At 72.8% G+C, this 23348-nt stretch carries 22 protein-coding genes and 1 pseudogene; 14 read left to right on the top strand and 9 right to left on the bottom strand.

What is annotated here, in order from left to right; genetic code table 11:
- Positions 1–6 precede the first annotated feature (6 nt).
- The 4 genes from kdpB to O1G21_RS10390 all read right to left on the bottom strand — a co-directional run bounded on the left by kdpB (position 7) and on the right by O1G21_RS10390 (position 4491).
- Positions 7–2100: a potassium-transporting ATPase subunit KdpB gene (kdpB, locus tag O1G21_RS10405; protein ID WP_270142713.1), complete on the bottom strand. Its 2094-nt coding sequence runs from the start codon at positions 2098–2100 to the stop codon at positions 7–9.
- Positions 2100–3761: a potassium-transporting ATPase subunit KdpA gene (gene kdpA, locus O1G21_RS10400; RefSeq protein WP_270142711.1), complete on the bottom strand. Its 1662-nt coding sequence runs from the start codon at positions 3759–3761 to the stop codon at positions 2100–2102. Before kdpA ends, kdpB begins: the two co-directional genes overlap by 1 nt.
- A 2-nt stretch (positions 3762–3763) precedes the next feature.
- Positions 3764–3853, bottom strand: coding sequence for a K(+)-transporting ATPase subunit F (gene kdpF, locus O1G21_RS10395; RefSeq protein WP_037830997.1), 90 nt, complete (start codon positions 3851–3853; stop codon positions 3764–3766).
- Positions 3854–4257: 404 nt separating this feature from the next.
- Complete coding sequence (locus tag O1G21_RS10390) at positions 4258–4491, bottom strand: adenine nucleotide alpha hydrolase family protein (RefSeq protein WP_270142710.1); 234 nt, start codon at positions 4489–4491, stop codon at positions 4258–4260.
- Positions 4492–4704: 213 nt separating this feature from the next.
- Between O1G21_RS10390 and O1G21_RS10380 the strand changes: the two genes are divergently transcribed.
- Positions 4705–4869, top strand: coding sequence for a hypothetical protein (locus tag O1G21_RS10380; RefSeq protein WP_270142708.1), 165 nt, complete (start codon positions 4705–4707; stop codon positions 4867–4869).
- Between the two features lie 25 nt (positions 4870–4894).
- Here the strand turns inward: O1G21_RS10380 and O1G21_RS10375 are convergent, their stop codons facing one another.
- From O1G21_RS10375 to O1G21_RS10355, 4 genes are all read right to left on the bottom strand, one after another.
- Positions 4895–5542, bottom strand: a complete 648-nt coding sequence (locus O1G21_RS10375; protein WP_270142707.1) for a LuxR C-terminal-related transcriptional regulator — start codon at positions 5540–5542, stop codon at positions 4895–4897.
- Positions 5530–6774 (bottom strand): sensor histidine kinase, encoded by a 1245-nt coding sequence (locus O1G21_RS10370; protein ID WP_270142705.1) that lies wholly within the window; start codon positions 6772–6774, stop codon positions 5530–5532. Before O1G21_RS10370 ends, O1G21_RS10375 begins: the two co-directional genes overlap by 13 nt.
- Before the next feature lie 276 nt (positions 6775–7050).
- Positions 7051–7662, bottom strand: coding sequence for a class I SAM-dependent methyltransferase (locus O1G21_RS10360; protein ID WP_270142703.1), 612 nt, complete (start codon positions 7660–7662; stop codon positions 7051–7053).
- Positions 7663–7875: 213 nt separating this feature from the next.
- A complete protein-coding gene (locus tag O1G21_RS10355; protein WP_270142701.1) occupies positions 7876–8370 on the bottom strand; it encodes a hypothetical protein in 495 nt (164 codons plus the stop codon).
- A gap of 111 nt (positions 8371–8481) precedes the next feature.
- Here O1G21_RS10355 and O1G21_RS10350 point away from each other — a divergent pair.
- Together O1G21_RS10350 and O1G21_RS10345 are read left to right on the top strand one after the other, a co-directional pair.
- A pseudogene (locus tag O1G21_RS10350) lies at positions 8482–8608 on the top strand (DNA-binding response regulator); the annotation flags it as partial.
- 124 nt (positions 8609–8732) lie between these two features.
- Positions 8733–9620 (top strand): DMT family transporter, encoded by an 888-nt coding sequence (locus O1G21_RS10345; RefSeq protein ID WP_270142699.1) that lies wholly within the window; start codon positions 8733–8735, stop codon positions 9618–9620.
- An 83-nt stretch (positions 9621–9703) separates the two neighbouring features.
- Here O1G21_RS10345 and O1G21_RS10340 read toward each other — a convergent pair whose 3' ends face one another.
- The gene (locus O1G21_RS10340; protein ID WP_270142697.1) at positions 9704–10495 is read right to left on the bottom strand and encodes a helix-turn-helix transcriptional regulator; all 792 of its coding nucleotides are present in this window, start codon (positions 10493–10495) and stop codon (positions 9704–9706) included.
- A 336-nt stretch (positions 10496–10831) separates the two neighbouring features.
- Between O1G21_RS10340 and O1G21_RS10335 the strand changes: the two genes are divergently transcribed.
- The 11 genes from O1G21_RS10335 to O1G21_RS10285 all read left to right on the top strand — a co-directional run bounded on the left by O1G21_RS10335 (position 10832) and on the right by O1G21_RS10285 (position 23307).
- Positions 10832–11023: a hypothetical protein gene (locus O1G21_RS10335; protein ID WP_270142696.1), complete on the top strand. Its 192-nt coding sequence runs from the start codon at positions 10832–10834 to the stop codon at positions 11021–11023.
- Positions 11024–11070: 47 nt separating this feature from the next.
- Entirely contained in the window at positions 11071–11856 is a 786-nt protein-coding gene (locus O1G21_RS10330) for a thioesterase II family protein (RefSeq protein ID WP_270142694.1), read from the top strand.
- Between the two features lie 90 nt (positions 11857–11946).
- Positions 11947–12825, top strand: coding sequence for an isocitrate lyase/PEP mutase family protein (locus O1G21_RS10325; RefSeq protein ID WP_270142692.1), 879 nt, complete (start codon positions 11947–11949; stop codon positions 12823–12825).
- Positions 12822–13754 carry a 3-oxoacyl-ACP synthase gene (locus tag O1G21_RS10320; protein ID WP_270142690.1) on the top strand — a complete coding sequence of 311 codons (933 nt, stop codon included), beginning with the start codon at positions 12822–12824 and terminating at the stop codon, positions 13752–13754. The genes O1G21_RS10325 and O1G21_RS10320 overlap by 4 nt, the downstream gene beginning before the upstream one ends.
- Positions 13755–13902: 148 nt before the next feature.
- Positions 13903–16086 carry an iron-containing redox enzyme family protein gene (locus tag O1G21_RS10315; RefSeq protein WP_270142688.1) on the top strand — a complete coding sequence of 728 codons (2184 nt, stop codon included), beginning with the start codon at positions 13903–13905 and terminating at the stop codon, positions 16084–16086.
- 10 nt (positions 16087–16096) lie between these two features.
- On the top strand, positions 16097–17275 hold the full coding sequence (locus tag O1G21_RS10310) for an acyl-CoA dehydrogenase family protein (protein WP_270142687.1): 1179 nt from the start codon (positions 16097–16099) through the stop codon (positions 17273–17275).
- A 25-nt stretch (positions 17276–17300) separates the two neighbouring features.
- Positions 17301–18425, top strand: coding sequence for a cytochrome P450 (locus O1G21_RS10305; RefSeq protein WP_270142685.1), 1125 nt, complete (start codon positions 17301–17303; stop codon positions 18423–18425).
- A gap of 84 nt (positions 18426–18509) precedes the next feature.
- Positions 18510–19568 carry a saccharopine dehydrogenase gene (locus O1G21_RS10300; protein ID WP_270142683.1) on the top strand — a complete coding sequence of 353 codons (1059 nt, stop codon included), beginning with the start codon at positions 18510–18512 and terminating at the stop codon, positions 19566–19568.
- Positions 19561–20745: a saccharopine dehydrogenase C-terminal domain-containing protein gene (locus tag O1G21_RS10295; protein ID WP_270142681.1), complete on the top strand. Its 1185-nt coding sequence runs from the start codon at positions 19561–19563 to the stop codon at positions 20743–20745. Before O1G21_RS10300 ends, O1G21_RS10295 begins: the two co-directional genes overlap by 8 nt.
- Positions 20742–22058 carry an ATP-grasp domain-containing protein gene (locus tag O1G21_RS10290; RefSeq protein ID WP_270142679.1) on the top strand — a complete coding sequence of 439 codons (1317 nt, stop codon included), beginning with the start codon at positions 20742–20744 and terminating at the stop codon, positions 22056–22058. The genes O1G21_RS10295 and O1G21_RS10290 overlap by 4 nt, the downstream gene beginning before the upstream one ends.
- The gene (locus O1G21_RS10285) at positions 22048–23307 is read left to right on the top strand and encodes an MFS transporter (RefSeq protein ID WP_270142677.1); all 1260 of its coding nucleotides are present in this window, start codon (positions 22048–22050) and stop codon (positions 23305–23307) included. The genes O1G21_RS10290 and O1G21_RS10285 overlap by 11 nt, the downstream gene beginning before the upstream one ends.
- The last annotated feature ends 41 nt before the right edge of the window (positions 23308–23348 follow it).

Below are 23348 nucleotides of genomic sequence, written 5' to 3'. Positions count from 1 at the left end.
GTTCTCTCAGCTCAGGCCGGGGATGAACTGGACGATCAGGTCGATCAGCTTGATCCCGATGAAGGGGACGACCAGGCCGCCGACGCCGTAGATCCCGATGTTGCGGGCCAGCAGGGAACTGGCGTCGGAGGGGCGGTACTTCACGCCGCGCAGGGCGAGCGGGATCAGGCCGATGATGACCAGGGCGTTGAAGATGATCGCCGAGGTGATCGCGGACTGGGGGCTGTGCAGGCCCATGATGTTGAGGTGGCTCAGGCCCGGGTAGACCCCGGCGAACATCGCGGGGATGATCGCGAAGTACTTGGCCACGTCGTTGGCGATCGAGAAGGTGGTCAGCGCGCCGCGGGTGATCAGCAGCTGCTTGCCGATCTCCACGATCTCGATCAGCTTGGTGGGGTTGGAGTCCAGGTCGACCATGTTGCCGGCCTCCTTGGCCGCCATGGTCCCGGTGTTCATCGCGACGCCGACGTCGGCCTGGGCGAGCGCGGGGGCGTCGTTGGTGCCGTCGCCGGTCATCGCGACCAGCTTGCCGCCCTCCTGCTCCTTCTTGATCAGGGCCATCTTGTCCTCGGGCGTGGCCTCGGCGAGGAAGTCGTCCACGCCGGCCTCCTGCGCGATCGCCTTGGCGGTCAGCGGGTTGTCGCCCGTGATCATGATGGTCTTGATGCCCATCCGGCGCAGCTCGTCGAACCGCTCCCGCATGCCCTCCTTGACCACGTCCTTGAGGTAGATCACCCCGAGGACGCGAGGAGCCTGGTCGCCGGACTTCGCGGCCACCACCAGCGGCGTACCGCCGGCGGCGGAGATGCCGTCCACCAGCTGTGCCACGTCCGGCCCGACCGAACCGCCGTTGTCGGTCACCCAGTTGGCGACCGAGCCGGCCGCACCCTTGCGGACCTGCACACCGTCCACGTCCACGCCCGACATGCGGGTCTGGGCGGTGAACGGGACCCAGGTGGCGTGCGCGAGCTCGCCCTGGGCACGGGCCCGCAGACCGTACTCGGTCTTGGCCAGGACCACGATCGAGCGGCCCTCGGGGGTCTCGTCCGCCAGCGACGACAGCTGCGCGGCGTCCGCCAGCTCGCCGATCTCGACGCCTTCGGCGGGCAGGAACTCGGCGGCCTGGCGGTTGCCCAGGGTGATGGTGCCGGTCTTGTCGAGCAGCAGGGTGTTGACGTCGCCGGCGGCCTCGACGGCGCGCCCGGACATCGCGAGCACGTTGCGCTGCACCAGCCGGTCCATACCGGCGATGCCGATCGCGGACAGCAGCGCGCCGATGGTGGTCGGGATCAGCGCCACGATCAGGGCGACCAGGACGATCATCGACTGCGGGGCACCCGCGTAGGTGGCCATCGGCTGCAGGGTCACCACGGCGACCAGGAAGACGATGGTCAGCGAGGCCAGCAGGATGTTCAGCGCGATCTCGTTCGGCGTCTTCTGCCGGGCCGCGCCCTCGACCAGGGCGATCATCCGGTCGATGAACGACTTGCCGGGCTCGGAAGCGATCTTCACCACGATCCGGTCGGACAGCACCTTCGTGCCGCCGGTGACGGCGGAGCGGTCGCCGCCGGACTCGCGGATCACCGGCGCGGACTCACCGGTGATCGCCGACTCGTCGACGCTCGCGACACCCTCGACCACGTCACCGTCGCCCGGGATGATCTGCCCGGCCTCGACCACCACGTGGTCGCCGAGCCGCAGCGCCGTGCCCGGGACCTCCTCCTCGTCCTGGGTGGCCGGCCAGTTGGTGAGCCGGCGGGCGACGGACTCGGTCTTGGTCTTGCGCAGGGTGTCGGCCTGGGCCTTGCCGCGGCCCTCGGCGACGGCCTCCGCCAGGTTGGCGAAGACCGTGGTGAGCCAGAGCCAGACGGTGATCGCCCAGGCGAAGACGCTGGGGCTGGCGATCGCGGAGATCGTGGTGACCACCGAGCCGACCTCGACCACGAACATGACCGGGTTCTTGATCATCACCCGGGGGTCGAGCTTCTTCACCGCGTCGGGGAGCGAGGTGACGATGAGCTTGGGGTCGAGGAGGCCGCTCTGGACCCGGTGGGGGGTCGTGCTGTGGTCGACCGGTGCGGGGTTGTGGGTGGTGGACATCAGTGGAGACCTTCTGCGAGCGGTCCGAGGGCCAGGGCCGGGAAGTAGGTGAGGCCGACGACGATCAGGACGACGCCCGACAGCAGCCCGACGAACAGCGGCTTGTGGGTGGGCAGGGTGCCCGGGGTGGCCGGGACCGGCTGCTGCTGGGCGAGCGAGCCCGCCAGCGCCAGCACGAACACCATCGGCAGGAAGCGGCCGAGCACCATGCACAGGCCCAGCGCGGTGTCGTACCAGTCGGTGTTGACGGTGATGCCGGCGAACGCCGAACCGTTGTTGTTGCTCGCGGAGGTGAAGGCGTACAGCACCTCGGAGAAGCCGTGGGCGCCCGAGTTGAGCATCCCGGCCCGCTCACCCGGCAGCGCCATCGCCACACCGGTGCCGACGAGCACCAGGATCGGCGTGGTGAGGATGTAGAGGGAGGCGAACTTCATCTCCCGGCCGCCGAGCTTCTTGCCCAGGTACTCGGGGGTGCGCCCGACCATCAGACCGGCCACGAACACCGCGACGACCGCCAGGATCAGCATGCCGTACAGGCCCGAGCCCACACCGCCGGGCGCGATCTCGCCCAGCATCATGTTGAAGATCGTGATGCCACCGCCGAACGGCGTGAACGAGTCGTGGAAGGAGTCCACCGCACCGGTCGAGGTCAGCGTCGTCGAAGCGGCGAACAGCGAGCTGGCCGCGATGCCGAACCGCTGCTCCTTGCCCTCCATCGCGCCGCCGGCCGCCTGTAGCGCGGCACCGTGGTGCTGGCTCTCGGCGAAGGTCATCAGAGCGACCGAGGCGACCCAGAACAGGCCCATCACCGCGACGATCGCGTAGCCCTGGCGGTTGTCGCCGACCATCTTGCCGAAGGTGCGCGGCAGCGCGAACGGGATCACCAGCAGCAGGAAGATCTCCAGCCAGTTCGTGAACCCGGTCGGGTTCTCGAACGGGTGCGCCGAGTTGGCGTTGAAGAAGCCGCCGCCGTTGGTGCCCAGCTCCTTGATGACCTCCTGGGAGGCCACCGGCCCGCCCGGGATCTTCTGCACGTCACCGGCCAGGCCGGTGATCTCGTGGAAGCCGTGGAAGTTCTGGATCACGCCGTTGGCGACCAGCACCAGCGCGAACACGACCGACAGCGGCAGCAGCAGCCGCAGGTTGATCCGGACCAGGTCGACCCAGAAGTTGCCCAGCCGGTCCGTCCGGTTCCGGGTGAAGCCCCGGATCAGCGCCGCCACGACGGCGATGCCGACGGCCGCGGAGACGAAGTTCTGCACCGCCAGGCCCGCCATCTGCACCAGGTGGCCCATCGCGGACTCACCGCTGTAGGACTGCCAGTTGGTGTTGGTGACGAACGAGATCGCGGTGTTCCAGGCTTGGTGGCCGTCCATCTGCTGGACGCCCAGGTTCAGCAGCAGGTAGCCCTGCAGCCGGATCAGACCGTAGAGGAAGAGGACGGACACCGCCGAGAAGGCCAGCACCGAGCGCAGGTACACCGGCCAGCGCTGGTCGGCGTCACCGTCCACGCCGATCACCTTGTAGATGCCGCGCTCGACTCCGAGGTGCTTGGCGGTGGTCAGGATGCGGGCGATGTAGTCGCCCAGGGGCCGGTAGCACAGGACCAGCGCGGCCACCAGGGCCAGGGCCTGCAGCCAGCCCGCGAGAGTGGAGCTCATGATCAGAACTTCTCCGGGAAGATCAGCGCGACGACGAGGTAGCCGACGAGTGCGACGGCGACGATGAGACCTGCGAGGTTCTCGGCGCTCATGCGCCCACCTCGCTGCGCTCGGCGGGCGCTTCGCGCAACCCGCACCTGTCGATGGTTCGCTCGCTGCGCTCACTCACAGCTTCTCCACTCCCTTCGCGACCAGAGCGATGACGGCGAACACGGCGACCGTGAGGCCGACGAACACGAGATCGAGCATGAGTTCCACCAGGTGGGGGATGTGGGGGACGCCGCAGGGCACGACCCGGAGGTGTGTGCGGCACCGGCGGACGAACCGGCACAGGGCAGCAAACCAGCCGTACGGAACGCGTCGTCGTTCCCTGACGCCTTCCATACGGGTGAATCGGAACTTTGACGCGGCTTTGACGGCGCCGTCACGCGGGCGAGACCAACGGTTGGCCGAAACGTTTCCCGTGGGCGGCGCGGCCTGGCCGGAAAGGTCGTGGTCAATCCTCTTCGCCACGCTCGCGGCGGTGCAGAAACCGGCCATGGGCGGCTTCGGCACGGGTGACGACGTAGACGTCGATGTCGTCACCGGAGCCCTCGATGATGGTCTCGCCGGTGCCACGACCGAAGAGGCCCTTGGGGCGGCTGCGGCGGGTGGCGCCGATGACGATCTGGGTGGCGTTGACCTGCCGGGCGAACGCCAGGACCGCCTGCGCCGGGTCGCTGCCGGGCACCGTGTGCCGAACCCCGCCGAGACGTCCTGCCGCCACTGCTGTACGCCTCCGCCGAGGAGCTGTCCCTGCGGGACCTGCGCATGCTCTGGCGTCCGGTGACGCTCCTCTCCTTCGGCCTGGTCTTCGCCTCCGCCGCCGTCGGCTTCACGGCCGTCGCCGTCGCCGGGCTGCCGCCCGCGATGGCCTTCGTGCTGGGCGCACACGGTCACGGACGTGCGGTTCGCCTACCCGAGCGGGCCCGACGTCGAAGTCCGCATCGGAGTGGACAACTGCCGCAACGCCTCCAACGGCAGCCGGGACGCCAACGCCACCGCGGTCAGCGTCCCCGTGCCCCGGGACGCGGTGCGGCGTGGGCCGTCGCCGAGCCCGTTGCCGTGATGACGGCAGGCGTGCCCCCCGGGATTCAGCCCCTGGACGCGCCCAGGAAGCGCAGCACGGCGAGCACCCGGCGGTGGTCCGCATCGGCCACCGGCAGGTCGAGTTTGGCGAAGATGTTGTTGATGTGTTTGGCCACCGCGCTCTCACTGACCGTCAGCGCCTCGGCGATGCCGGCGTTGGACCGGCCCTCCGCCATCAGGGCCAGCACCTCCCGCTCGCGCGGGGTCAGGGCGGCCAGGGGGTCGCCGCGGCGGAGCAGAAGTTGGGCGACGACCTGGGGGTCCAGCGCCGTTCCCCCCTCGGCCACCCGTCGTACCGCCGCTGCGAAGTCCTGGACATCGGCCACGCGTTGCTTGAGCAGGTAGCCCACTCCGCTCGTGTTGGTCGCCAACAGGTCAGCGGCGTACCGCTCCTCCACGTACTGCGAGAGCAGGACCACCGCCGTGCGCGGCCGGCCGCGGCGGATCACCGCGGCCGCCCGCACGCCCTCGTCGGTGAAGGTGGGCGGCATCCGGACGTCCACCAGAGCGAGTTCGGGCTGGTGCTCCTCGACGGCGGCCAACAGCGCTTCCGCATCGCCGACTTCCGCGACGACCTGGAAGCCGCCCATCTCCAGCACCTTGACCAGGCCGACCCGCAACAGCACCGAGTCCTCGGCGATCACCGCGCGCACGGCAGCTCCACCGTCACGGTCGTCGGTCCCCCGACGGGGCTGCTGAGCCGGAAGACGCCGTCGACGGATCCCACCCGCTTGGCCAGCCCGCTCAACCCCGTACCACCGGAGGGGTCGGCGCCGCCCAGTCCGTCGTCGGTGACGTTCACCCGCAGGACCGTCCCGACCCGTCGGACCGTCACCTCGACCCGCGAGGCGCCGGCGTGCTTGGTCACGTTCGCCAGCGCCTCGGAGATCACGAAGTACGCGACCGACTCCACGGCGGGCGCCGCCCGTTCCGGCAGCTCGACCCGCAGGCGCACCGGCAGCGGAACTCGGGCGGCCAGTCCGGACAACGCCGCGTCCAGGCCCCGGTCTTCGAGCACCGCCGGATGCAACCCGCGTACCAGATCGCCGAGTTCGGCGATCGCCGCCTTCGCCTCCAGGTGCGCTTCTGCCAGCGCCTCACGGGCCTCGCCCGGCAGGTCGGGGCGGGTGGCCATGGCCAGCCCCAGGTTGACCGCCAGCGAGATCAGCCGCTGCTGGGTGCCGTCGTGCAGGTCGCGCTCGATCCGGCGGCGCTCGGCATCGACCGCCTCGATCAGGTCGGTGCGGCTGCCCGCCAGGTACGCGACCCGCTCCTGGAGCCGATCGGCCCGGCTGGGTCCGAGCAGCGCCGCGGCGGAGCGCGACTCCGCCCGGGCCACCACCCCGGCGAGCCAGGGCAGGAGGGACAGCAGGGAGAGGCCGAGCACGGTGTAGCACGGCATCAGCGTCGCCCAGCCGAACCAGTCGCGCCGCACCCCGGCCGGCAGCGCCCACACCCAGCCGTACCCGGTGGCACCCGCCAGACCCACCGCCGCCGCCACCAGCACCGATAGCTCCGACAAGGCCACCAGCGGGCCCAGCAGCAGGTGGTACCCGACCTGGCGCCAGGCGCGCGGCGAGGAGAGCCACCGCAGGGCCGTGGTCGGCGACCACCGCCGCGGCACGGGCGCCGAGCGACGGATGTCCACCCCGAGCAGCGCCCGGTGCCGGTACCGCTGGACCACCGTCAGCACCGGGACGCCGCTCAGGACCAGGGCGACAGACACCGGGAGCGTGAGCGCCCAGTTCCCCGTCCTGGCAGTGGTCGCCGCGGCCCAGGACCACACGGGCACCAGCGCCAGGTGCACCGGGACACCCGTGGCCAGGAAGCCGGTGTCCCGCCGCGCCCGCCGTGCCAGGCGCCCCAACCGGGGTGGAATCGTCATGGCTCGACGTTAGAGCACCTCAACACGGGCTTGCCATGGATCTTGTATCCGCATCCATGGTGAACCCAGTACCACCACACCGGGGCCGGGTCCCAGCGGACGTTCGGTGTGAGCGGATTGCCCTTCATGCGGCTCTCCTGCCGGACCGGCGGGAACACCAACGACTGCACCCAGTTCACCACCGTCATGGACGCGATCCGAGTACCCGGCACCGGGCTGGGACGGCCCCGCACCCGTCGTCCACAGTTCGGCCGGGCGGGAACCGCCCGGGCGGCGTCAGGCGTCGATCGGACGCAGCACCGCGTAGTACGCGAACGGCGGACCGTACAGCCGGGCGACCCGCAGCCCGGCTCCCTCCGCCAGGCTGATCAGCGAGGACGGCCGGATCTGGTGCCGGTCGAAGAACTCGCCGACCACCAGCCGCCCGAACGGCTTCAGCGCCCGGCGCAGCTCGGCCAGCGTACGCGCCGGATCCGGGATCTCGCCCAGCGCCGTCACCAGGTAAGCCGCATCGAACGATCCATCCGCAAAAGGAAGTTCATGTGCGTCGGCGTAGGTCGGCACGATGTTGTCGACGCCCTGCTCCTTGGCCCGGCGGCCCACGTGGTCGAGCATCTCCTGCTGGATGTCCACGATGTCCAGCTGGCCGTTCGGGCCCAGCTGCGGTGCGACGTGCAGCGACTGCAGGCCGGTTCCGGGGCCTATCTCCAGGATCCTCTCGCCCTCCCGGGCCTGCAGCACGTGGTCCAGACGCTTCAGAGTCAGGAACGGCAGCGGCAGGTCGAGCAGCCAGTGCTGAGAGTACGGGTACGGTGCGGAGTCGGTGAACCACCAGGTGGCGACGGCGGCGGCAGCGCCCGCGCCGATCAATGCCCGCGAATGCCTCATAATTCCTCCCTGAATGCCCGATCGGGCCATTGAAGCGTCTCTGATGGTCAATCAGTTGTGTTTGTGTGCAGTCTGCTTGCGCCAGCGCCGAGTTTGTCGGCAGTCGACCCGAGCGGGCCGAACGAACCGCCCGTGGACCGCCGTTGCGGCAGGCCGGGGACTTCCCGAAACGGACCGGACCGCAAGCGCCGATCACGTCACGGGCTCTTCCGCTCAGCGGCCCGGCCGAGGGAAGGTCCGGGTCGCGAGAACCGCGCAGGCCACCGCCAGCGGCAACTCGGCGAAGACCGCCATCAGCACCGCCAGCTCGAAGTCCGAACCCGGGGCAGCCGTCATGGTGTCGAACCAGGCGTCGACCAGCAGCAGGGCCGAGGCCGCGGCGGAGGTCAGGCAGGCCCGGCAGTCGCCGCGCCTGAGGAGCAGTCCGGTGGAGAGCAGGCCGAGCGCCTCAAAGCTGTCCAGACCCGTCCACGTCCAGGCCCAGTGCGAGGCCTGAGCGGTGGCCGGCAGCCCGGTGTGCAGGAAGACCAGCCAGGGAATCATCGCCAGCCCGAGCACGGTGAGGACCGTGGCCGCCCGGCGAAGCAGCAGGGGGAACGTCGAAGCGGCCGCGGCCTTCGGAAGGAACCGTGGGACACCGGAGCCCGAACCGGCGTCCCCGCGGACCAGACGGAGCGAATGAACGCCGGTCGGCTGAGTGCTCGCCATGACACCTGACTCCCTCCCGTGCCCGCTCCTCGGGCACGACATCAGCATGTCGTTCGCGCGCGCCCGAGGCAGTAGCGCTCCTATCCGACTTGATGGTGGTGCTGGGTACCGTTCATCGAGGCCCTGCACCGGGTCGCCGGCGGTGGGACCGCGCTCGATCCCGAGGTGGTCGCCCGGCCGCTGGTCCGCCGCCAGAGCGACCCGCTGGAGCGGCTGACGCCCCGGGAGACCCGAGTGACCCCAGGGGCGGGTGACTCGATCCGGTGTACGGGTGGCGAACGTGCTGGCCAGCCCAGCGATTTGCGGGTTTCGGAGCCGTCTGACGCCCGTTCGGCAGGTCCAAACCGCGCTAGCTTGGCGCCATGGATATCAGCACGACGCAAGCAACGGTGAAGTTCGACGTCAAGGTGGTCGCGGCCGCCTCGACCACGGTGGTGCTCTGGGCCTCCGCCTTCGTCGCGATCCGGGACGCGGGCGGCGCGTTCGGCCCGGGAGCGCTGGCGCTGGGCCGGCTGCTGACCGGCGCGCTGGCGCTGCTGGCCCTGCTGCTGGTGCGCGGCGAGGGGCTGCCGCCGCGCGCCGCCTGGCCCGGCATCCTGACCTCCGGGGTGCTCTGGTTCGGGCTCTACATGGTCGCGCTCAACTGGGGCGAGAAGGAGGTCGACGCGGGCACCGCCGCGATGGTGGTCAACATCGGCCCGGTGCTGATCGCGCTGCTCGGCGGCTGGCTGCTCAAGGAGGGCTTCCCGCGCAGCCTGCTGTCGGGCATGGCGGTCTCGTTCGCCGGCGCGATCGTGGTCGGCGCCTCGACGTCCGGCGGCGGCGGCAGTTCGGTCCTCGGCATCGTGCTGTGCGTGCTGGCGGCGGCGGCCTACGCCTCGGGCGTGGTGAGTCAGAAGCCCGCCCTGCGGCACGCCTCGCCGCTTCAGACGACCGCGTTCGGCTGCCTGGTCGGCGCGGTGGCCTGCCTGCCGTTCAGTCCGCAGCTGCTGGACCAGGTCGGGCACGCGCCGCTGCGGGCCACCCTGGACATGGTCTACCTCGGCCTGTTCCCGACCGCGCTGGCCTTCACCACCTGGGCCTACGCGCTCTCCCGCAGCACCGCGGGCAAGATGGGCGCCACCACGTACGCGGTGCCGGCCCTGGTGGTCCTGATGTCCTGGGCCGTCCTCGGCGAGGTGCCCGGCTGGCTGACGCTGCTCGGCGGCGTGCTCTGCCTGGGCGGTGTGGCGGTCTCCCGGCGCCGCTGACGACGCCGCCCACCGGTCGCGCGGGGGTGGGGCTCCCGCGCGGCGCAGGGCCGGTCCGTCCCGTGCCGGAACGCGGGCCGGCGCTACAGCACCAGGGTGGTCTCGCTGCGGCCCAGCAGGTAGCCCAGGTGCAGCCGGTTCTTGGCGCCCAGGCCGTCCTTGATGGCGGCAACGTGCGCTTGCAGCGAGCGCTCGCTGATGCCCAGCCGGCGGGCGATCACCTTGTCCGAGTGCCCCTCCACCAGCAGCCGCCGGATCGACTCGCGGATCGCCGGCACCACCTCGGGTGCGGCCTGGGCGGCGTGGATGGGGACGAACGGGAACGGCTCGGCCCGGTCCCAGGAGCGCTCGAAGACGTCGCTGAGGAAGCGCACCACGGACGGCTCGGTGATCATCGAGGCCGCCGTGCGGTCGTCGTTGGCGGAGATGAACGCGGTGCTGCGGTCGATCACGATCAGCCGGTCGAAGAACTCGGCCAGGGTGCGCACCTGGACGCCGTGGTCGGTCACCGTGCGGACGTAGTTCTTGGTGGCCTCGTCGAACCGCGTGGTGTGCTGGTAGAGGGTGCGCATGGCCACCCCGCCGCCGATCTGACGGCGCACCGACTCCAGCGCCTCGTCGAGCACCGCGCCGGGCCTGGGGCCGTCGGGCTGGGCGGTGAGGATCTCCCGCTCGGCGTCCTCCAGGGCGGTCTGGATGGTCCGGTTGATCTCCGGCAGCCCGTGCAGGTGCACCACCCCCGGCACGGCGGGCTCCCCGGCCACCGGCGCCGGGCCCTCCTTCTCCTGGTTCTGCTGCTTGGCCAACTGGGCCAGGGCGAGCTTCAGGGCGGCCTCGACCAGGTTGCCGTTGAGGTCCTGACCCTGCGCTGTCACCTCGGGCGCCAACGCCCCCCCGGCGTTGCCCCGCGTATCCGATTTGCCCGATCCTGCTCGCATATAGACCCCTCGGTTAACTGCAATGCGAAGACCCGAACCATCCTAGGTCTGGAGCCGTGAACCCAGCCAGGGGAAGGTTGGTTGTGCGGGCGGCGGAACTCCCCGGGGGAACACGAGGAAAACCCGCCGCAGCACCCGAACTCTTCGGCCGTACAAGTGAACTGAGCTTCACTCAGAACTTGCTGCACAGCGCGATGAATTCCGGAATTGACGCCTGGTCGGCGCTGTCCGGAAAACCTTCCCCGATCAAAGCTTCCACGAAAGAGGTCTGCCATGCGCCAGTACGCCTCCGTCCGGATCACCGGCCCGCTCGTCCTCCTGCTGGCCCTGGTGGCCGGTGTGCTCGCCGGCACCTCGCTGCTGCACGGCACCGCCGCGGTCTCGGTGCAGAACCGCGCCGACGTGGGCTGGAACGTCACCCCGATCGGCGGCACCCCCACCCCGACCCCGGCGCCCACCGCCTGACCCTCCCGGCCCACCGCCGCCAGATCCGAAGAGAGCAGCCGTCTGCCATGTCCGACTCACCGTGGTTCGTCTCCCGCCCCACCAGCAGCCGGGCCCCGTACCTGGTCTACTGCTTCCCGCACGCCGGCGGCAACGCCCGTTCGTTCCTGAGCTGGCAGCAGCACCTGGCGGCCGATGCCGAACTGGTCGGCGTCTGCGCCCCCGGGCGCGGCCTGCGACTGGACGAGCCGAGTCCGGCCGGCATCGCCGAGCTGGCCGAGGGCGCCGCCCGGGCCATCACGGCCGCCGCGGACCGTCCGTTCCTGCTCTTCGGCCACAGCTTCGGCGCCGTACTCGCCTTCGAGACGGCCCGCCGGCTGCGCGAACTCCCCTTGCTGAGGCACCTGGTGGCGTCCGGCTGCGCCGCCCCGCGGTTGCTGCCGAGCGAGCGGGTGCGGCAGACGGCCAAGCTGCGCGGCCAGGAGTTCACCGAGGCGGTCGCCTTCTTCGGCGGCCTGCCGCCCGAGGTGCTCGCCGAGCCCGAACTGCAGGACCTCCTGCTGCCGGGCCTGCGGGCCGACTTCCACCTGGTCTCCGGCTACCGCTACCAGCCGGGCGAGCCGCTGCCGATCGGCATCTCGCTGGTCAACGGCCGTGAGGACCCGCACGTGGGGCCGGCCGAACTGCGCCACTGGGAGCACGAGTCCGTGCTGCCGCTGCGCTACCACTGGGCCGACGGCGGCCACTTCTACTTCGGCCCCGACCCGGCGCCCGCGGTCGACCTGCTGCGCTCACTCATTCGTGCGGATTCCAGCGCGCCGGGCGCGCGGGAGGAACACGTCGAACTTATCTAGTCGTGCCGCCGGAACCACGGGTGGCAACCCGTCCGGAACCGCAGCCGGGGAAACCCCCGCAACTCGCGTCACGACAGAGAGGATCCTGCGATGCAGTCGGCAGCCGCAGACCAGTACCACCGCGCCCGGGCATTCCGGGAACTCCACGAGCGGTCCACCGCCTTCGTGATTCCGAATCCCTGGGACGCCGGATCCGCCAAACTGCTGGCCGGCCTCGGCTTCCCGGCGCTCGCGACCACCAGCGGCGGCCTGGCCTTCTCGCTGGGCCGCCCCGACGGCGACAACCGGGTGAGCCGGACCGAGGCCCTGGCCAATGCCGCGGACATCGTGGCCGCCACACCGCTGCCGGTCGCGGCCGATCTGGAGAGCGGCTACGGGCCGAGCCCCGAGGACGTCGCCGAGACCATCCGGCTGGCCGCCCGGGCGGGCCTGGTGGGCGGTTCGATCGAGGACGCCACCGGGGACCCGCGGGCGCCCGTGCTGGAGCCGGCGGCGGCCGCGGACCGGGTCCGGGCGGCGGTCGAGGCCGCGCGCTCGCTCGACTTCCCCTTCACGGTCACGGCGCGGGCGGAGAACTTCCTCTACGGCCGCCCGGACCTGAAGGACACGGTCGCGCGGCTGCAGGCCTACCAGGAGGCCGGCGCGGACGTGCTCTACGCCCCGGGCCTGCCGGACGCCGACGCGGTGCGCGCGGTCTGCGCCGAGCTGGACCGCCCGGTCAACGTGCTGGCCGCGGCCGGCGGCCTGAGCCTGTCGGTCGCGCAGCTGGCCGAGCTCGGTGTGCGACGGATCAGCCTGGGATCCGCCCTGGTCCGCGCCGCGCTGGGCGGGCTGCTGGCCGCGGCGGAGGAGGTGCGCACCACCGGGACCTTCGGGTTCGCGGCACGGGCGCTGCCGTACGCCATGGCCAACGAGATCTTCACCGAGCTCTCCGACATCCATCGCCCCCCGAAGGAAGAGACGTCATGAGTGTCCTGCAGGCCCCGCGGTACGTCCTGGGAGAGGAGGAGTTGGACCACACCGAGGTCGAGTGCCTGGCCGAACGGGCCGCCGAGCTGAAGATGGTGCCCAGGGCCGCGCTCTGGGGCTGGGGGTCGGTGCGCCGCACCGGCCGCGGCCTGGCGGAACTGGCGATCGACAGCGGCACGGCCACGCTGCGGGCGGCCGGTGTGGACCCGGCCGAGGTGGACGCGCTGATCCTGTGCTCCACCCGGTTCCCGGGCGGGCCGCGCACCCACGGCCGGTTCGTGGAGCGGATCCTGACCGGGACCGGCCTCGAACGCGCGGCGTTCCTCGGGATCACGCTGAACCGCTGCACCAACCTGCTGGTCGCCCTCGACACCGCGCACGCGCTGGTGGCGGCCGGCCGGCACCGCCGGATCCTGGTCGTCACCACGGACCGGATCGAGGACGAGAAGGAGCGGATGGAGAGCTTCGCGCTCTTCAGCGACGGGGCGGCGAGCTGCCTGGTCTCGGCCGGTACCACGGCCGGGGCCGGGAGCGGGCTCGGAGCCCACTACCGGATCCGGTCCACCGCGGCCGCCCAGGAGGCGGCCGCGCTGGACTGGTCGCACGAGATCAGCGCCGACCTCGCCCGGGAGGCCAACGGGCGCCTGCTGGCGCCGCTCGGCCTGGCGCCCGACCAGGTGGACGGACTCCTGCACGCCAACCTGTTCCTGCCGCTGGTCACCATGAAGGAGCGCCAGGCCGGCTTCACCGCCCGCCAGCTGTACACCGCGAACATCACCCGGTTCGGGCACTGCTTCGCCGCGGACCCGCTGATCAACCTGGCCGACCAGGAACGCGCCGGACTGCTGCGCGACGGCGGCCACTACCTGGCCGCGGTCTCCGTGCCGGGCTCGCGGGTCGCCGTCCTGCTCCAGCGCGACGGCGCCTGACGCCCCGTCGGCCGATCCGCCGCCGGTCCGGCCCCGCCCGGGCCGCCCGGCGCGCCAGCCCTCCCCAGAACCCCCCTCCCGCCGCGCTGCCCGCCGTCCGTGGGTCGCCCCGGCGCGCCCTGCCACGCCACCGTCCGATGGAGTGCCCGTGTACGCCCACCAGACCCACGACCTCGACGACCTGACCACCTCGCTGCCCGTCGGCGGCTTCGAGTTCAGCCCCACCGCGCAGGCCGAGGCCGAAGCGGTGCTGGCCGCCGGCCCGGCGGTGACCTACCACCGGCTGCTCGCCGACCAGGAGTCCCAGACCACCCTGCTGGTGGCCCGCCGGGTGCTGGCCGCCTTCCTCGCCGCGGAGGACCCCGGCGCCGGGCCGGTCACCGCCGACGCGCTCACCGCCCTGGTGGCCGGCGCCCGGGCGGAGTTCGCCCCGACGGCGGCCAGGTTGACCGCCACGCCCGCCGACCGGGCCGTCGCGCTGCGCGGTCGGGCCCCGGTCGCGCTGCTGGCCGGCTGCTGGCTGGACACCGTCTCGCAGCCCGCCACCCAGCCCGCCCTGGTGGTGAACCGGCTCTACGCCCAGTACTTCGCGCTCAAGGGCGAGGGCCGCCCGCAGCACTCCGTGCCGCAGCGGCGCCGCCGCGCGCTGGAGGACGCCGGGGTGCTGCTGCCGCAGCCGGAGGAGGCGGACTTCCTCGTCCGGGCCCAGGCCCGCCCGTTGGCCGCCCTGCACGGCGCCTTCCTGCTGGCCCTGTCCCGGCTGCCCGCCGCCTTCCTGCCGGAGGTGGTCGGCGTCCAGTACGCCTTCCACGCGCTCGGCCTGGACGACCTTCTGAACGGCACCGAGCCGACGCTCGCGGTCGACGAGCTGCTCGCCGAGTACCTGGAGCTGACCGAACGGTCGGACACCGGGGCGCAGGACCGGCGGCGACTGGCCGCAGCGGTCCGGCTGGTGGTCCGGATCGAGCGCGAGCAGCTCGCCCTACTGGCCGAACTGGTGTCCTACCGGGCCGGGTTGTCGGTGGACGCGCGGGCCGCCGAGATCGTCGAGCGGCACCGCCCGTTCGCCGGACGCCAGCACAAGAACGTCAAGATCGGCGGCAAGCTGCTCTCCGAGACCTTCGCCGACCCGCAGTTCGACCTCGACGCCTTCATGGCCGAGTTCCGCGCCTCCCGCCAGCTGCGCCCGCTGCGCAGCGGCGGCTGCCCGTTCACCCGGGCGGTCAAGTTCGGCGGCCCGATGTTCGGCGTCTTCGACGAGGCCGAGGCCGCGGTCTTCAAGGAGTGGGCCGAGGCGGTCGCCGCCGGCGAGCCGGCCGGTGCGCCGCTGCGGCCCGACACCAGCGGCGACGAGCAGGCCGCGCAGTGGCAGCGGGCCGTGCTCGCCGCCGCCCCGCCGGACGTGCGGTTCGCCGAGGCGTCCCCCGCCGACGACCGCGAGTTCTTCCACCGGCTGGTCAACATCGAGCAGTTCCCCAACACCCTGCCGCTGGCCGCGCAGACCGCCGAGGAGGGCCTGGAGCGGGCCGAACTGCTCTTCCGCCACGGCGCCGGCGGCCGGTACACCGACGCCAGCTGGTTCGACTACACCCCCGAGGCGCTGCTGGAGCGGGTGGACCGGATCTACTGGGACAAGCTGGTCGGCCCGTACCGGGCACTCCAGGAGGTGCCGGACCGCGACGAGGTGATCTTCCACCAGAAGACCTTCGCCCTCGGCAGCCTGATCGACGGCACCTGGGCCTACCGGATCGGCAACCACGGCCGCTACCACCGGCAGAGCGACGCGATGCTCTTCTCGATCTACGCCGACGAGATGGGCCGCGGCGAGCTCGCCAAGAACCACATCACGCTGATCCGCCAGGTGCTGGCCAGCATGGACGTCCAGCTGCCGCACATCCGCTCGGCGGAGTTCCTGGACCAGGGCGAACTGCCGGACGAGCTCTACCGGTTCTCGATCCACCAGATCTGCCTGGCGCTGTTCCCGGACCGGCTGCACAGCGAGATCCTCGGCTACAACCTCGGGATCGAGATGTTCGGGCTCGGCGAGATGCGCCTGCACGAGGTGCAGAAGCTGCGCCGCCACAACCTGGACACCGCCTACGAGGAAGCGCACCTGTCGATCGACAACTTCTCGGCCGGCCACGCCCGCCAGTCCGCCGAGATCATCGTCTCCCACCTGGACGGGGTGCGCCGGGAGGCGGGCGAGGCGGCCGAGCGGCGCGAGTGGCGCCGGATCTGGCGCGGCTACGCCTCCTTCGCCTGGTTCGTGGAGCACCAGCTGGTCAACTCGCTGGCCACCGAGGCCGACACCGCCGACGACCTGGTCATCTGAGGAGCCCGCCGTGACCCCCAACGCCTTCGACCCGGAGATCCTCCGGCTGCCCTTCTACACCGACGAGCACCGCGACCGCGCCCAGCGGCTGGGCCGGTGGTGCGAGGAGCGGGCCGCGCTCTGGACCGAACTGCGCACCGACGGCCCGGACAAGGCCGTGCGCCGGGCGCTGGCCGCGCTCGGCGAGGCCGGCTGGCTGGCCTTCCTGGACGACGAGGAGCCCGGCACCGACGGCGACTACCGCTCGGTCTGCCTGGCCCGCGAGGCGCTCGCCTACGCCGAGGACCTGGCCGACTTCGCCTTCGCGATCCAGGTGCTCTCGGCCACCCCGATCCTGCGGTACGGCAGTCCCGAGCAGCGGCGGCGCTACCTGCCGGGCCTCGCGGCCGGCACCCTGGCCGGCGCCTTCGCGGTCTCCGAGGAGCAGGCCGGCTCGGACGTCGCCGCGGTGGCGCTGACCGCCGAGCGGGACGGCGAGGAGTACGTGCTCAACGGCGGCAAGGCGTGGATCGCCAACGGCACGGTGGCGGACGTGGTCTGCGTGATCGCCCGGACGGGCGAGGGACCGGGGCCGCTGGGGCTGACCGCCTTCCTGGTCCCCGGTGACACCCCGGGCCTGCGGGTGCGCGAGCCGATCGACGCGATCGCGCCCCGCCCCTTCGCCCACCTGGCGTTCGAGGACTGCCGGGTGCCCGCCGACGCGGTGCTCGGGCGGCCCGGGCGCGGCTTCGTGGTGGCGATGGACCTGCTGGAGCGGGCCCGGATGACGGTGGGCGCGGCCGCGCTCGGCTTCGCCCGGCGGGCCGCCGACGCGGCCCAGGCACGGGCCCGGCAGCGCGCCGTCTACGGCGGGGTGCTGTTCGACCTGCCCACGGTCAAGTTCGACCTGGCCGCCATGGAAGTCGAGTTGAACGCGTCCGCGCTGCTGGTCGGGCGGGCCGCCTGGGAGCTCGACCGGGGCCACCGGGGGTTCGGCAAGCACTCCAGCATCGCCAAGCTGCAGGCCACCGAGGCGGCGCAGCGGATCGTCGACCGGTGCGTGCAGCTGCACGGCGCCGCCGGGCTGGTCGCCGACAGCCTGCCCGAACGCCTCTACCGGCAGATCCGGGCGCTGCGTGTCTACGAGGGCGCCTCGGAGGTTCAACAGCTGACCATCGCCGGTGCGCTGGACGCGCGCCGGGCCCGCTGACGCACCGTCAAGGAGCACGACCGTCATGCAGACCCCGACGAACCCGGTCGAGGCCGTCCGGCACCCCGACCCGTACCCGTACTACGCGCGGCTGACCGCGGAACGTCCGTTCGACTGGGACGACCGGCTGCAGGCCTGGGTGGCCGCCGACGCCGCCTCGGTCACCGCCGCGCTGTCGGCCGCCGAACTGCGGGTCCGCCCGCCGGCCGAGCCGGTGCCGACCGGGCTGCTCGGCACCGCCGCCGGCGAGGTCTTCGGCGACCTGGTCCGGATGACCGACGGCCCGGACCAGCAGCGCCTCAAGCAGGTGGTGCTGGACGCGCTCGGCGAGGCCGAGCCGGCCGAGGCGGGCAAGCTGGCCGCCGAGCGGACCCGGCAGAGCCTGGAGCGGGCCGGCGGCCCCGACTTCGAGGAGCTGATGTTCCAGGTGCCGGCCCGCGTGGTGGCCGCGCTGTGCGGCCTGGACGCCGGGCTGGAGCCGGAGGCGGCGCGACTGGTGGGGGACTTCGTGCAGTGCATCCCCGCCGGTGCCACGGCGGAGCAGCAGCGGGCGGCCGCGGAGGCCGCGGCGCGGCTGCGGGAGCTGCTCGGGCCGGGCCTGACCGGTGCCGAGCCGACCGGGCTGCTGGCTGCCCTGGTCCGGGCGGCCGGTCGGCGGGACTGGCCGCGGGTGGCGCCGTTGCTGGCCAACGCCGTGGGGTTCCTCTCGCAGACCTACGACGCGACGGCCGGTCTGATCGGCAACTCGCTGTTGGCGCTGCGCGAGCAGCCGGCCGACGACCTCGCCGCGCTGGCCCGCGAGGTGGCCCGGCACGACGCGCCGATCCAGAACACCCGCCGGTTCGCGGCCGAGCCCTGGCGGTTCGGCGCGGCGACCGTGCAGCCCGGACAGGCCGTGCTGGTGGTGCTCGCCGCCGCCAACCGCGACCCCGCGGCCAACCCCGACCCGCACGCCTTCGACCCCGGGCGCCCCGCGCCCAGCTGCTTCACCTTCGGCGCCGGCCCGCACCGCTGCCCGGGCGCCGACCTCGCGGTGGCGATCACCGCGGGTGTCCTGGACGAACTGCTGGCGCACGGCTTCGAGGCGGCCGCGCTGCCCGCCGGGCCGCGCTACCGGGCCCTGGCGAACGCGCGCATCCCGCTGCTCTGAGCAGCCCCGTCCGACTTCGGCCCATCCGCATTCGACTGGCACCGCCTTACCCCCGCACGATCACATCCAGGAAGGACGAGACCGATGGCAGAGCAGCCGCGGCTGTGGATCCGGCACGAGGTGCGCGCCACCGAGCGCCGGGCTCCGCTGGTGCCGCAGGACGCACGCCGGCTGGTGGAGCTGGGGTTCCACCTGACCGTGGAGGAGTCCCCGCAGCGGGTGTACCCGCTGGACGAGTACCTGGCCGCCGGCTGCCAGGGGGCCGAGGCCGGCTCCTGGACCGAGGCCCCCGAACCGGCGTACGTCCTCGGGCTCAAGGAGCTCCCGGACCTGCCCGACCGGCTGGTCCACCGGCACATCTTCTTCGGGCACGCCTACAAGGGCCAGCAGGGCAGTCGTGAGCTGCTCGCCAGGTTCGCCCGCGGCGGCGGCGAGCTGCTCGACCTGGAGTACCTGGTGGACGACACCGGGCGCCGGCTGGCCGCCTTCGGCTACTGGGCCGGTTACGTGGGTGCGGCGCTCGGCGTGCTGCAGGCCCGCGGCCGGCTCACCGCCCCGCTGCGCCCGCTGGCCAAGAGCGAGCTGGACCGGCAGCTGCGCGACTCGATGCGCGCCGGCGCCCCGGACGCGCTGGTGATCGGCGCGCTCGGCCGCTGCGGGCGCGGCGCGGTGGACGCGCTGGAGGTGGCCGGGCTGGCCGCCACCTGCTGGGACCAGGCGGAGACCCGCGAACTGGACCGCGCCGCACTGCTCCACCACGACCTGCTGGTCAACACGGTGCTCACGACCCGTCCGATCCCGCCGTTCCTGCGCCCCGCCGACCTCCCGGTCGCCGACCGGCGGCTGAGCCTGGTGGTCGACGTGACCTGCGACGTCACCTCCGACCTCAACGTGCTGCCGGTCTACCGCACCGTCACCGACTGGTCCGAGCCGGTGCGCCGCCTGCACCAGGACCCGCCGCTGGACCTGATCGCCATCGACAACCTGCCCTCGCTGCTGCCGGCCGAGGCCAGCCGGGCGTTCTCCGCGGAACTGGTCGCCCAACTGCGCACCCTGGCCGACCCGGCCGCGCCCTGGCGGCACTGCCGGGCCGACTTCCGGGCCGCCTGCCGCCACCACGAACTGGAGGCCGTCCATGTCTGAGCCCTCCGTGTCCGACCTCTCGACCTCGATACGCACGGTGCACTGGATCGGCACCGGGCTCTCCACCGGCCGCAGCGGTCTGGAGCTGCTGCTGGAGCACGGTGCCCGCGTGGTGCTCTGGGGCCGGACCGCGGCCAAGGCCGAACAGTGCCTCGCGGCCCGCGGCCTGGCCGGCCGGGCCGCGGCCCGCGGCTTCGACACGGCGGCCCTGGCCGCCGCGCTGGCCCCCGGCGACGTGCTGGTGTCGATGCTCCCGGCGGCCCACCACCCCGAGCTGCTGCGCCTCGCGCTGGCGCACGGTGCCCACTTCGCCTGCTCCAGCTACGTCTCGCCGGAGCTGGCCGAACTGGCGGCCACGGCCGAGCGGACCGTGGTGCTCACCGAGGCGGGCCTGGACCCGGGCATCGACCACCTGATGGCCCACCGCCTGGTCGAACTCGGCCGCACCGCCGCCGGGGAGGCCGTCAGCACCGCCGACTTCACCTCCTACTGCGGCGGACTGCCCGCCGAGCTCAACGAGTTCCGCTACCGCTTCAGCTGGGCCCCGCTCGGTGTGCTCAACGCGCTGCGCTCGCCGGCCCGCTACCTGCGCGACTGGCAGCTGCGCACCGCGCCGCGCCCCTGGCAGGCGACCACGGAGTACCCGGTGGCCGGCGAGCGGTTCGAGGTGTACCCCAACCGCGACAGCCTGCCCTTCGCCGAGCAGTACGGCTTCCCGCCGCACTGGCGCAAGCGCTCCTTCGTCCGCGGCACGCTGCGCCCGGCCGGCTGGCGGGCCGCCTGGTCCGAGGTCTTCGCCACCGTGGAGTCCGGCGACGACGGGCGGATCGCGGCACTGGCGGGCGAGTTGGCCGAGCGCCACCCGATGCGGGAGACGGACCGCGACCGCGTGGTGCTCGCCGTGGCGCTGGACCTGAGCTGGGCCGACGGCTCCTGGTCGGGGAGCTACCTGCTCGACCTGCGCGGCGACGAGCGGGAGAGCGCCATGGCCCTGCTGGTCTCGCTGCCCCTGGCGTACGGCATCACGCGGATCCTCGACGGCGCGCTGGCCCCCGGCCTGCACCGGGCCGCCGAGGGCGCCCAGGAGGCCGGACAGTGGCTGGACTTCCTGGCCGCGCGCGGCATCACCACCGAGCTGCGCACCACCGAGAACACGACGCAAGGAGCACTGCTGTGACCGACCGACGACCACCGGCCTTCGTCCTGACCGGAGCCTTCTGGGTGGTCTGCCGCAATCCGCGCTACCTGCAGGAGCTGGCCGCCCGCGGGCTGAAGATCCTGCTGATCACCCCGCGCGGCTGGCGCGAGCGCGCGCTGGCCGCCCAGGCCGACCCGACCGGGCCGGCCGCGCTGATCGACGAGATCGCCTTCGTGGACGGCGAGTTGAACCAGGACGGCTCGTTCACCGCAGGCGTGCTGGCACGGGCCGCCGACTGGCGGGCGCGCTACCGGATCGTCGGCGCCTACGCGGTGGGCGAGACCCTGGTGGAGCCCACCGGGCTGCTGGCCGACGCGCTGGGCCTGCCCGGCCCGGGCCTGCGGGCCACCCGGGTCTGCCGCTCCAAGCCGCTGCAGCGCTGGTACCTGCCGGAGTTCGCGCCGCCCGGCGCGGTGCTGCCGGCGGCCGAGCGAGCCGCCTTCGACCCGGCCTCGGTCGCGTACCCCGTGGTGCTCAAGCCCGCCGCCCGACACTCCAGTTCGGGTGTGGTGACGGTCGACGACGAGCAGGCGCTGGCCGCGCGGCTGGCCGACTACCCGGAGCACGAGACGCTGCTGGTGGAACAGAAGGTGGTCGGCCAGGAGTACTCGGTGGAGAGCCTGGTGCAGGAGGGCAAGGTGATCTTCGCCTCGGTCACCCGCAAGACCACCACCGAGTCGCACGCGGCCACCTTCGTCGAACTGTCGCACTCGGTGCCGAGCGCGCCGGAGCCGGTGGACCGGGCGCTGCTGGAGGCCAACGCCACCATGCTGGCGGCGCTCGACTTCGGCAGCGGGATCGCCCACGCCGAGTGGCGGGTGGACGCCGCCGGCCGCCCGGTGCTGATGGAGGTGGCCGCCCGCACCCCGGGCGACGGCCTGCTGGCCCTCTACCGGTTGGCCACCGGAGAGCCGCTGGAACCGGAGATCGTCCGGCTGGCGCTGGGCGAACCGGCCGGCTACCCCGAGCCGCGCCGCTGGACCCGGCAGGTCTACCTGGAGCACCGGGACGGGATCCTGGACGACGTCCGGGTGGACTGGCCCGGCGTCCGGCCGGTCTGGCTGGGCGAGGCCGGGATCTGGCCGGACCCGCCGGTCGGCGGCCCGGACGGGCCGGGGGAGCTGCGCGCGGTGCTGGTGCTCAAGGAGCGCGGCAGCCGGCTCGGCCCGCTGGAGAGCTCCGAGGACCGCGCGGTCTGCTTCCTGATCGACGCTCCGTCACCCGAGGAGCTGGACGCGCTGGAGCAGCGGGTGCGCGCGGCGGTGGCGATCGAGGTGCGCGATGTCGACTGACACCGTCCGCCCGGAGCCGGTTGCGCAGGCGCAGGCGGTGGCCGAACCGGCGCCGGCCCGGGTGACCGTCTGGGCCACCTTCCGGGACGCGCCGCTCGCGGTGAAGACCGTGCTGGCCGGCGTGCTGGTCAACCGGCTCAGCGGCTTCCTCAACGTCTTCCTGGTGCTCTTCCTCGGCTCGAAGGGCTACTCCGAATCGGAGACCGTGCTGGCGCTGGGCGTGTACGGCGGTGGCGCCGTGCTCGGCGTGCTGGTCGGCGGCTCGCTCGCGGACCGACTGGGCGTGCGCAACGCCACCGTGGCCAGCATGAGCGCGACCGCGGTGCTCACCGCGGCCCTGCTCTACCTGCCCGGGTACGGCCTGCTGATGGCGGCGGTCGGCCTGGCCGGCCTCAGCGCGCAGGTCTTCCGGCCCGCCTCGGCCACCCTGCTCGCCGAACTCACGCCGGACGAGCGGCAGGTGATGGTCTTCGCGATGTACCGCTTCGGCCTGAACCTGGGCGCCACCGCGGCCCCGCTGGTCGGCTTCTGGCTCTACCACGCGGGCCACGACCGGTACCTGCTGCTCTTCTGGGGTGAGGCGCTGATCGCGCTGGCCTACGCGGTCCTCGCGCTGGCCACGCTGCCCGCCGCCACCCGCCGCAGTGCCACCGAGGCCGCGGCGCCGCAGGCCGGCGGCTACCGGGCCGTGCTGCGCGACCGCCGCTACCTGCGCTACCTGGCCGCCGCCTTCTGCCACGCCGTGGTCTACGTCCAGTACCTGTCCACCCTGCCGCTGTTCGTGCAGGACCGGCACCTGGCCGTCGTCTGGTACACGGTCGCGGTCTCGCTCAACGGCTTCGTGGTGATCGCCTTCGAGCTGCTGGTCACCCGGCTCGCCCAGTCCTGGCCGGCGCGGATCACCATCGGCCTGGGATTCGCCCTGGTCGGCGCCGGAGTGGCCTGCTACGCACTGCCGATCGGAGCGGCCGCGATCGTGCTGGGCACCCTGGTCTGGTCGATCGGCGAGATCATCGGCGGTCCCACGGTGTTCGCCTACCCCGGAACCGCCGGTCCGGAGCAGCTGAAGGGCCGTTACATCGGCAGCTTCCAGTTCGTGTTCGGCCTGGGCAGTGCGCTCGGCCCGATGCTCGGCGGCTGGCTGTTCATCCAGGCCGGCGTGCTGGTCTGGCCGCTGCTGGCGCTCGGTTCGCTGGCGGCCACCGTACTGGGCCTGGCCGCCGTGCGGCCCGAGCCCCGCGCGGGCTGACCCTCCCCCCAAACCGACTTCCCTGACGCCCTGTTGGGCGG

It is taken from the genome of Kitasatospora cathayae, from assembly GCF_027627435.1.
GTDB classification, from domain to species: Bacteria; Actinomycetota; Actinomycetes; order Streptomycetales; family Streptomycetaceae; genus Kitasatospora; species Kitasatospora cathayae.
This window is presented reverse-complemented; position numbering and strand designations above follow the sequence as displayed.

Coding starts and splice junctions, on each gene's coding strand:
- O1G21_RS10335 (WP_270142696.1), top strand. CDS start 10,832: ATGCGCCAGTACGCCTCCGTCCGGATCACCGGCCCGCTCGTCCTCCTG.
- O1G21_RS10305 (WP_270142685.1), top strand. CDS start 17,301: ATGCAGACCCCGACGAACCCGGTCGAGGCCGTCCGGCACCCCGACCCG.
- O1G21_RS10355 (WP_270142701.1), bottom strand. CDS start 8,370: ATGGCGAGCACTCAGCCGACCGGCGTTCATTCGCTCCGTCTGGTCCGC.
- O1G21_RS10330 (WP_270142694.1), top strand. CDS start 11,071: ATGTCCGACTCACCGTGGTTCGTCTCCCGCCCCACCAGCAGCCGGGCC.
- kdpB (WP_270142713.1), bottom strand. CDS start 2,100: ATGTCCACCACCCACAACCCCGCACCGGTCGACCACAGCACGACCCCC.
- O1G21_RS10325 (WP_270142692.1), top strand. CDS start 11,947: ATGCAGTCGGCAGCCGCAGACCAGTACCACCGCGCCCGGGCATTCCGG.
- O1G21_RS10300 (WP_270142683.1), top strand. CDS start 18,510: ATGGCAGAGCAGCCGCGGCTGTGGATCCGGCACGAGGTGCGCGCCACC.
- O1G21_RS10370 (WP_270142705.1), bottom strand. CDS start 6,774: ATGACGATTCCACCCCGGTTGGGGCGCCTGGCACGGCGGGCGCGGCGG.
- O1G21_RS10295 (WP_270142681.1), top strand. CDS start 19,561: ATGTCTGAGCCCTCCGTGTCCGACCTCTCGACCTCGATACGCACGGTG.
- O1G21_RS10360 (WP_270142703.1), bottom strand. CDS start 7,662: ATGAGGCATTCGCGGGCATTGATCGGCGCGGGCGCTGCCGCCGCCGTC.
- O1G21_RS10345 (WP_270142699.1), top strand. CDS start 8,733: ATGGATATCAGCACGACGCAAGCAACGGTGAAGTTCGACGTCAAGGTG.
- O1G21_RS10285 (WP_270142677.1), top strand. CDS start 22,048: ATGTCGACTGACACCGTCCGCCCGGAGCCGGTTGCGCAGGCGCAGGCG.
- kdpF (WP_037830997.1), bottom strand. CDS start 3,853: ATGAGCGCCGAGAACCTCGCAGGTCTCATCGTCGCCGTCGCACTCGTC.
- kdpA (WP_270142711.1), bottom strand. CDS start 3,761: ATGAGCTCCACTCTCGCGGGCTGGCTGCAGGCCCTGGCCCTGGTGGCC.
- O1G21_RS10320 (WP_270142690.1), top strand. CDS start 12,822: ATGAGTGTCCTGCAGGCCCCGCGGTACGTCCTGGGAGAGGAGGAGTTG.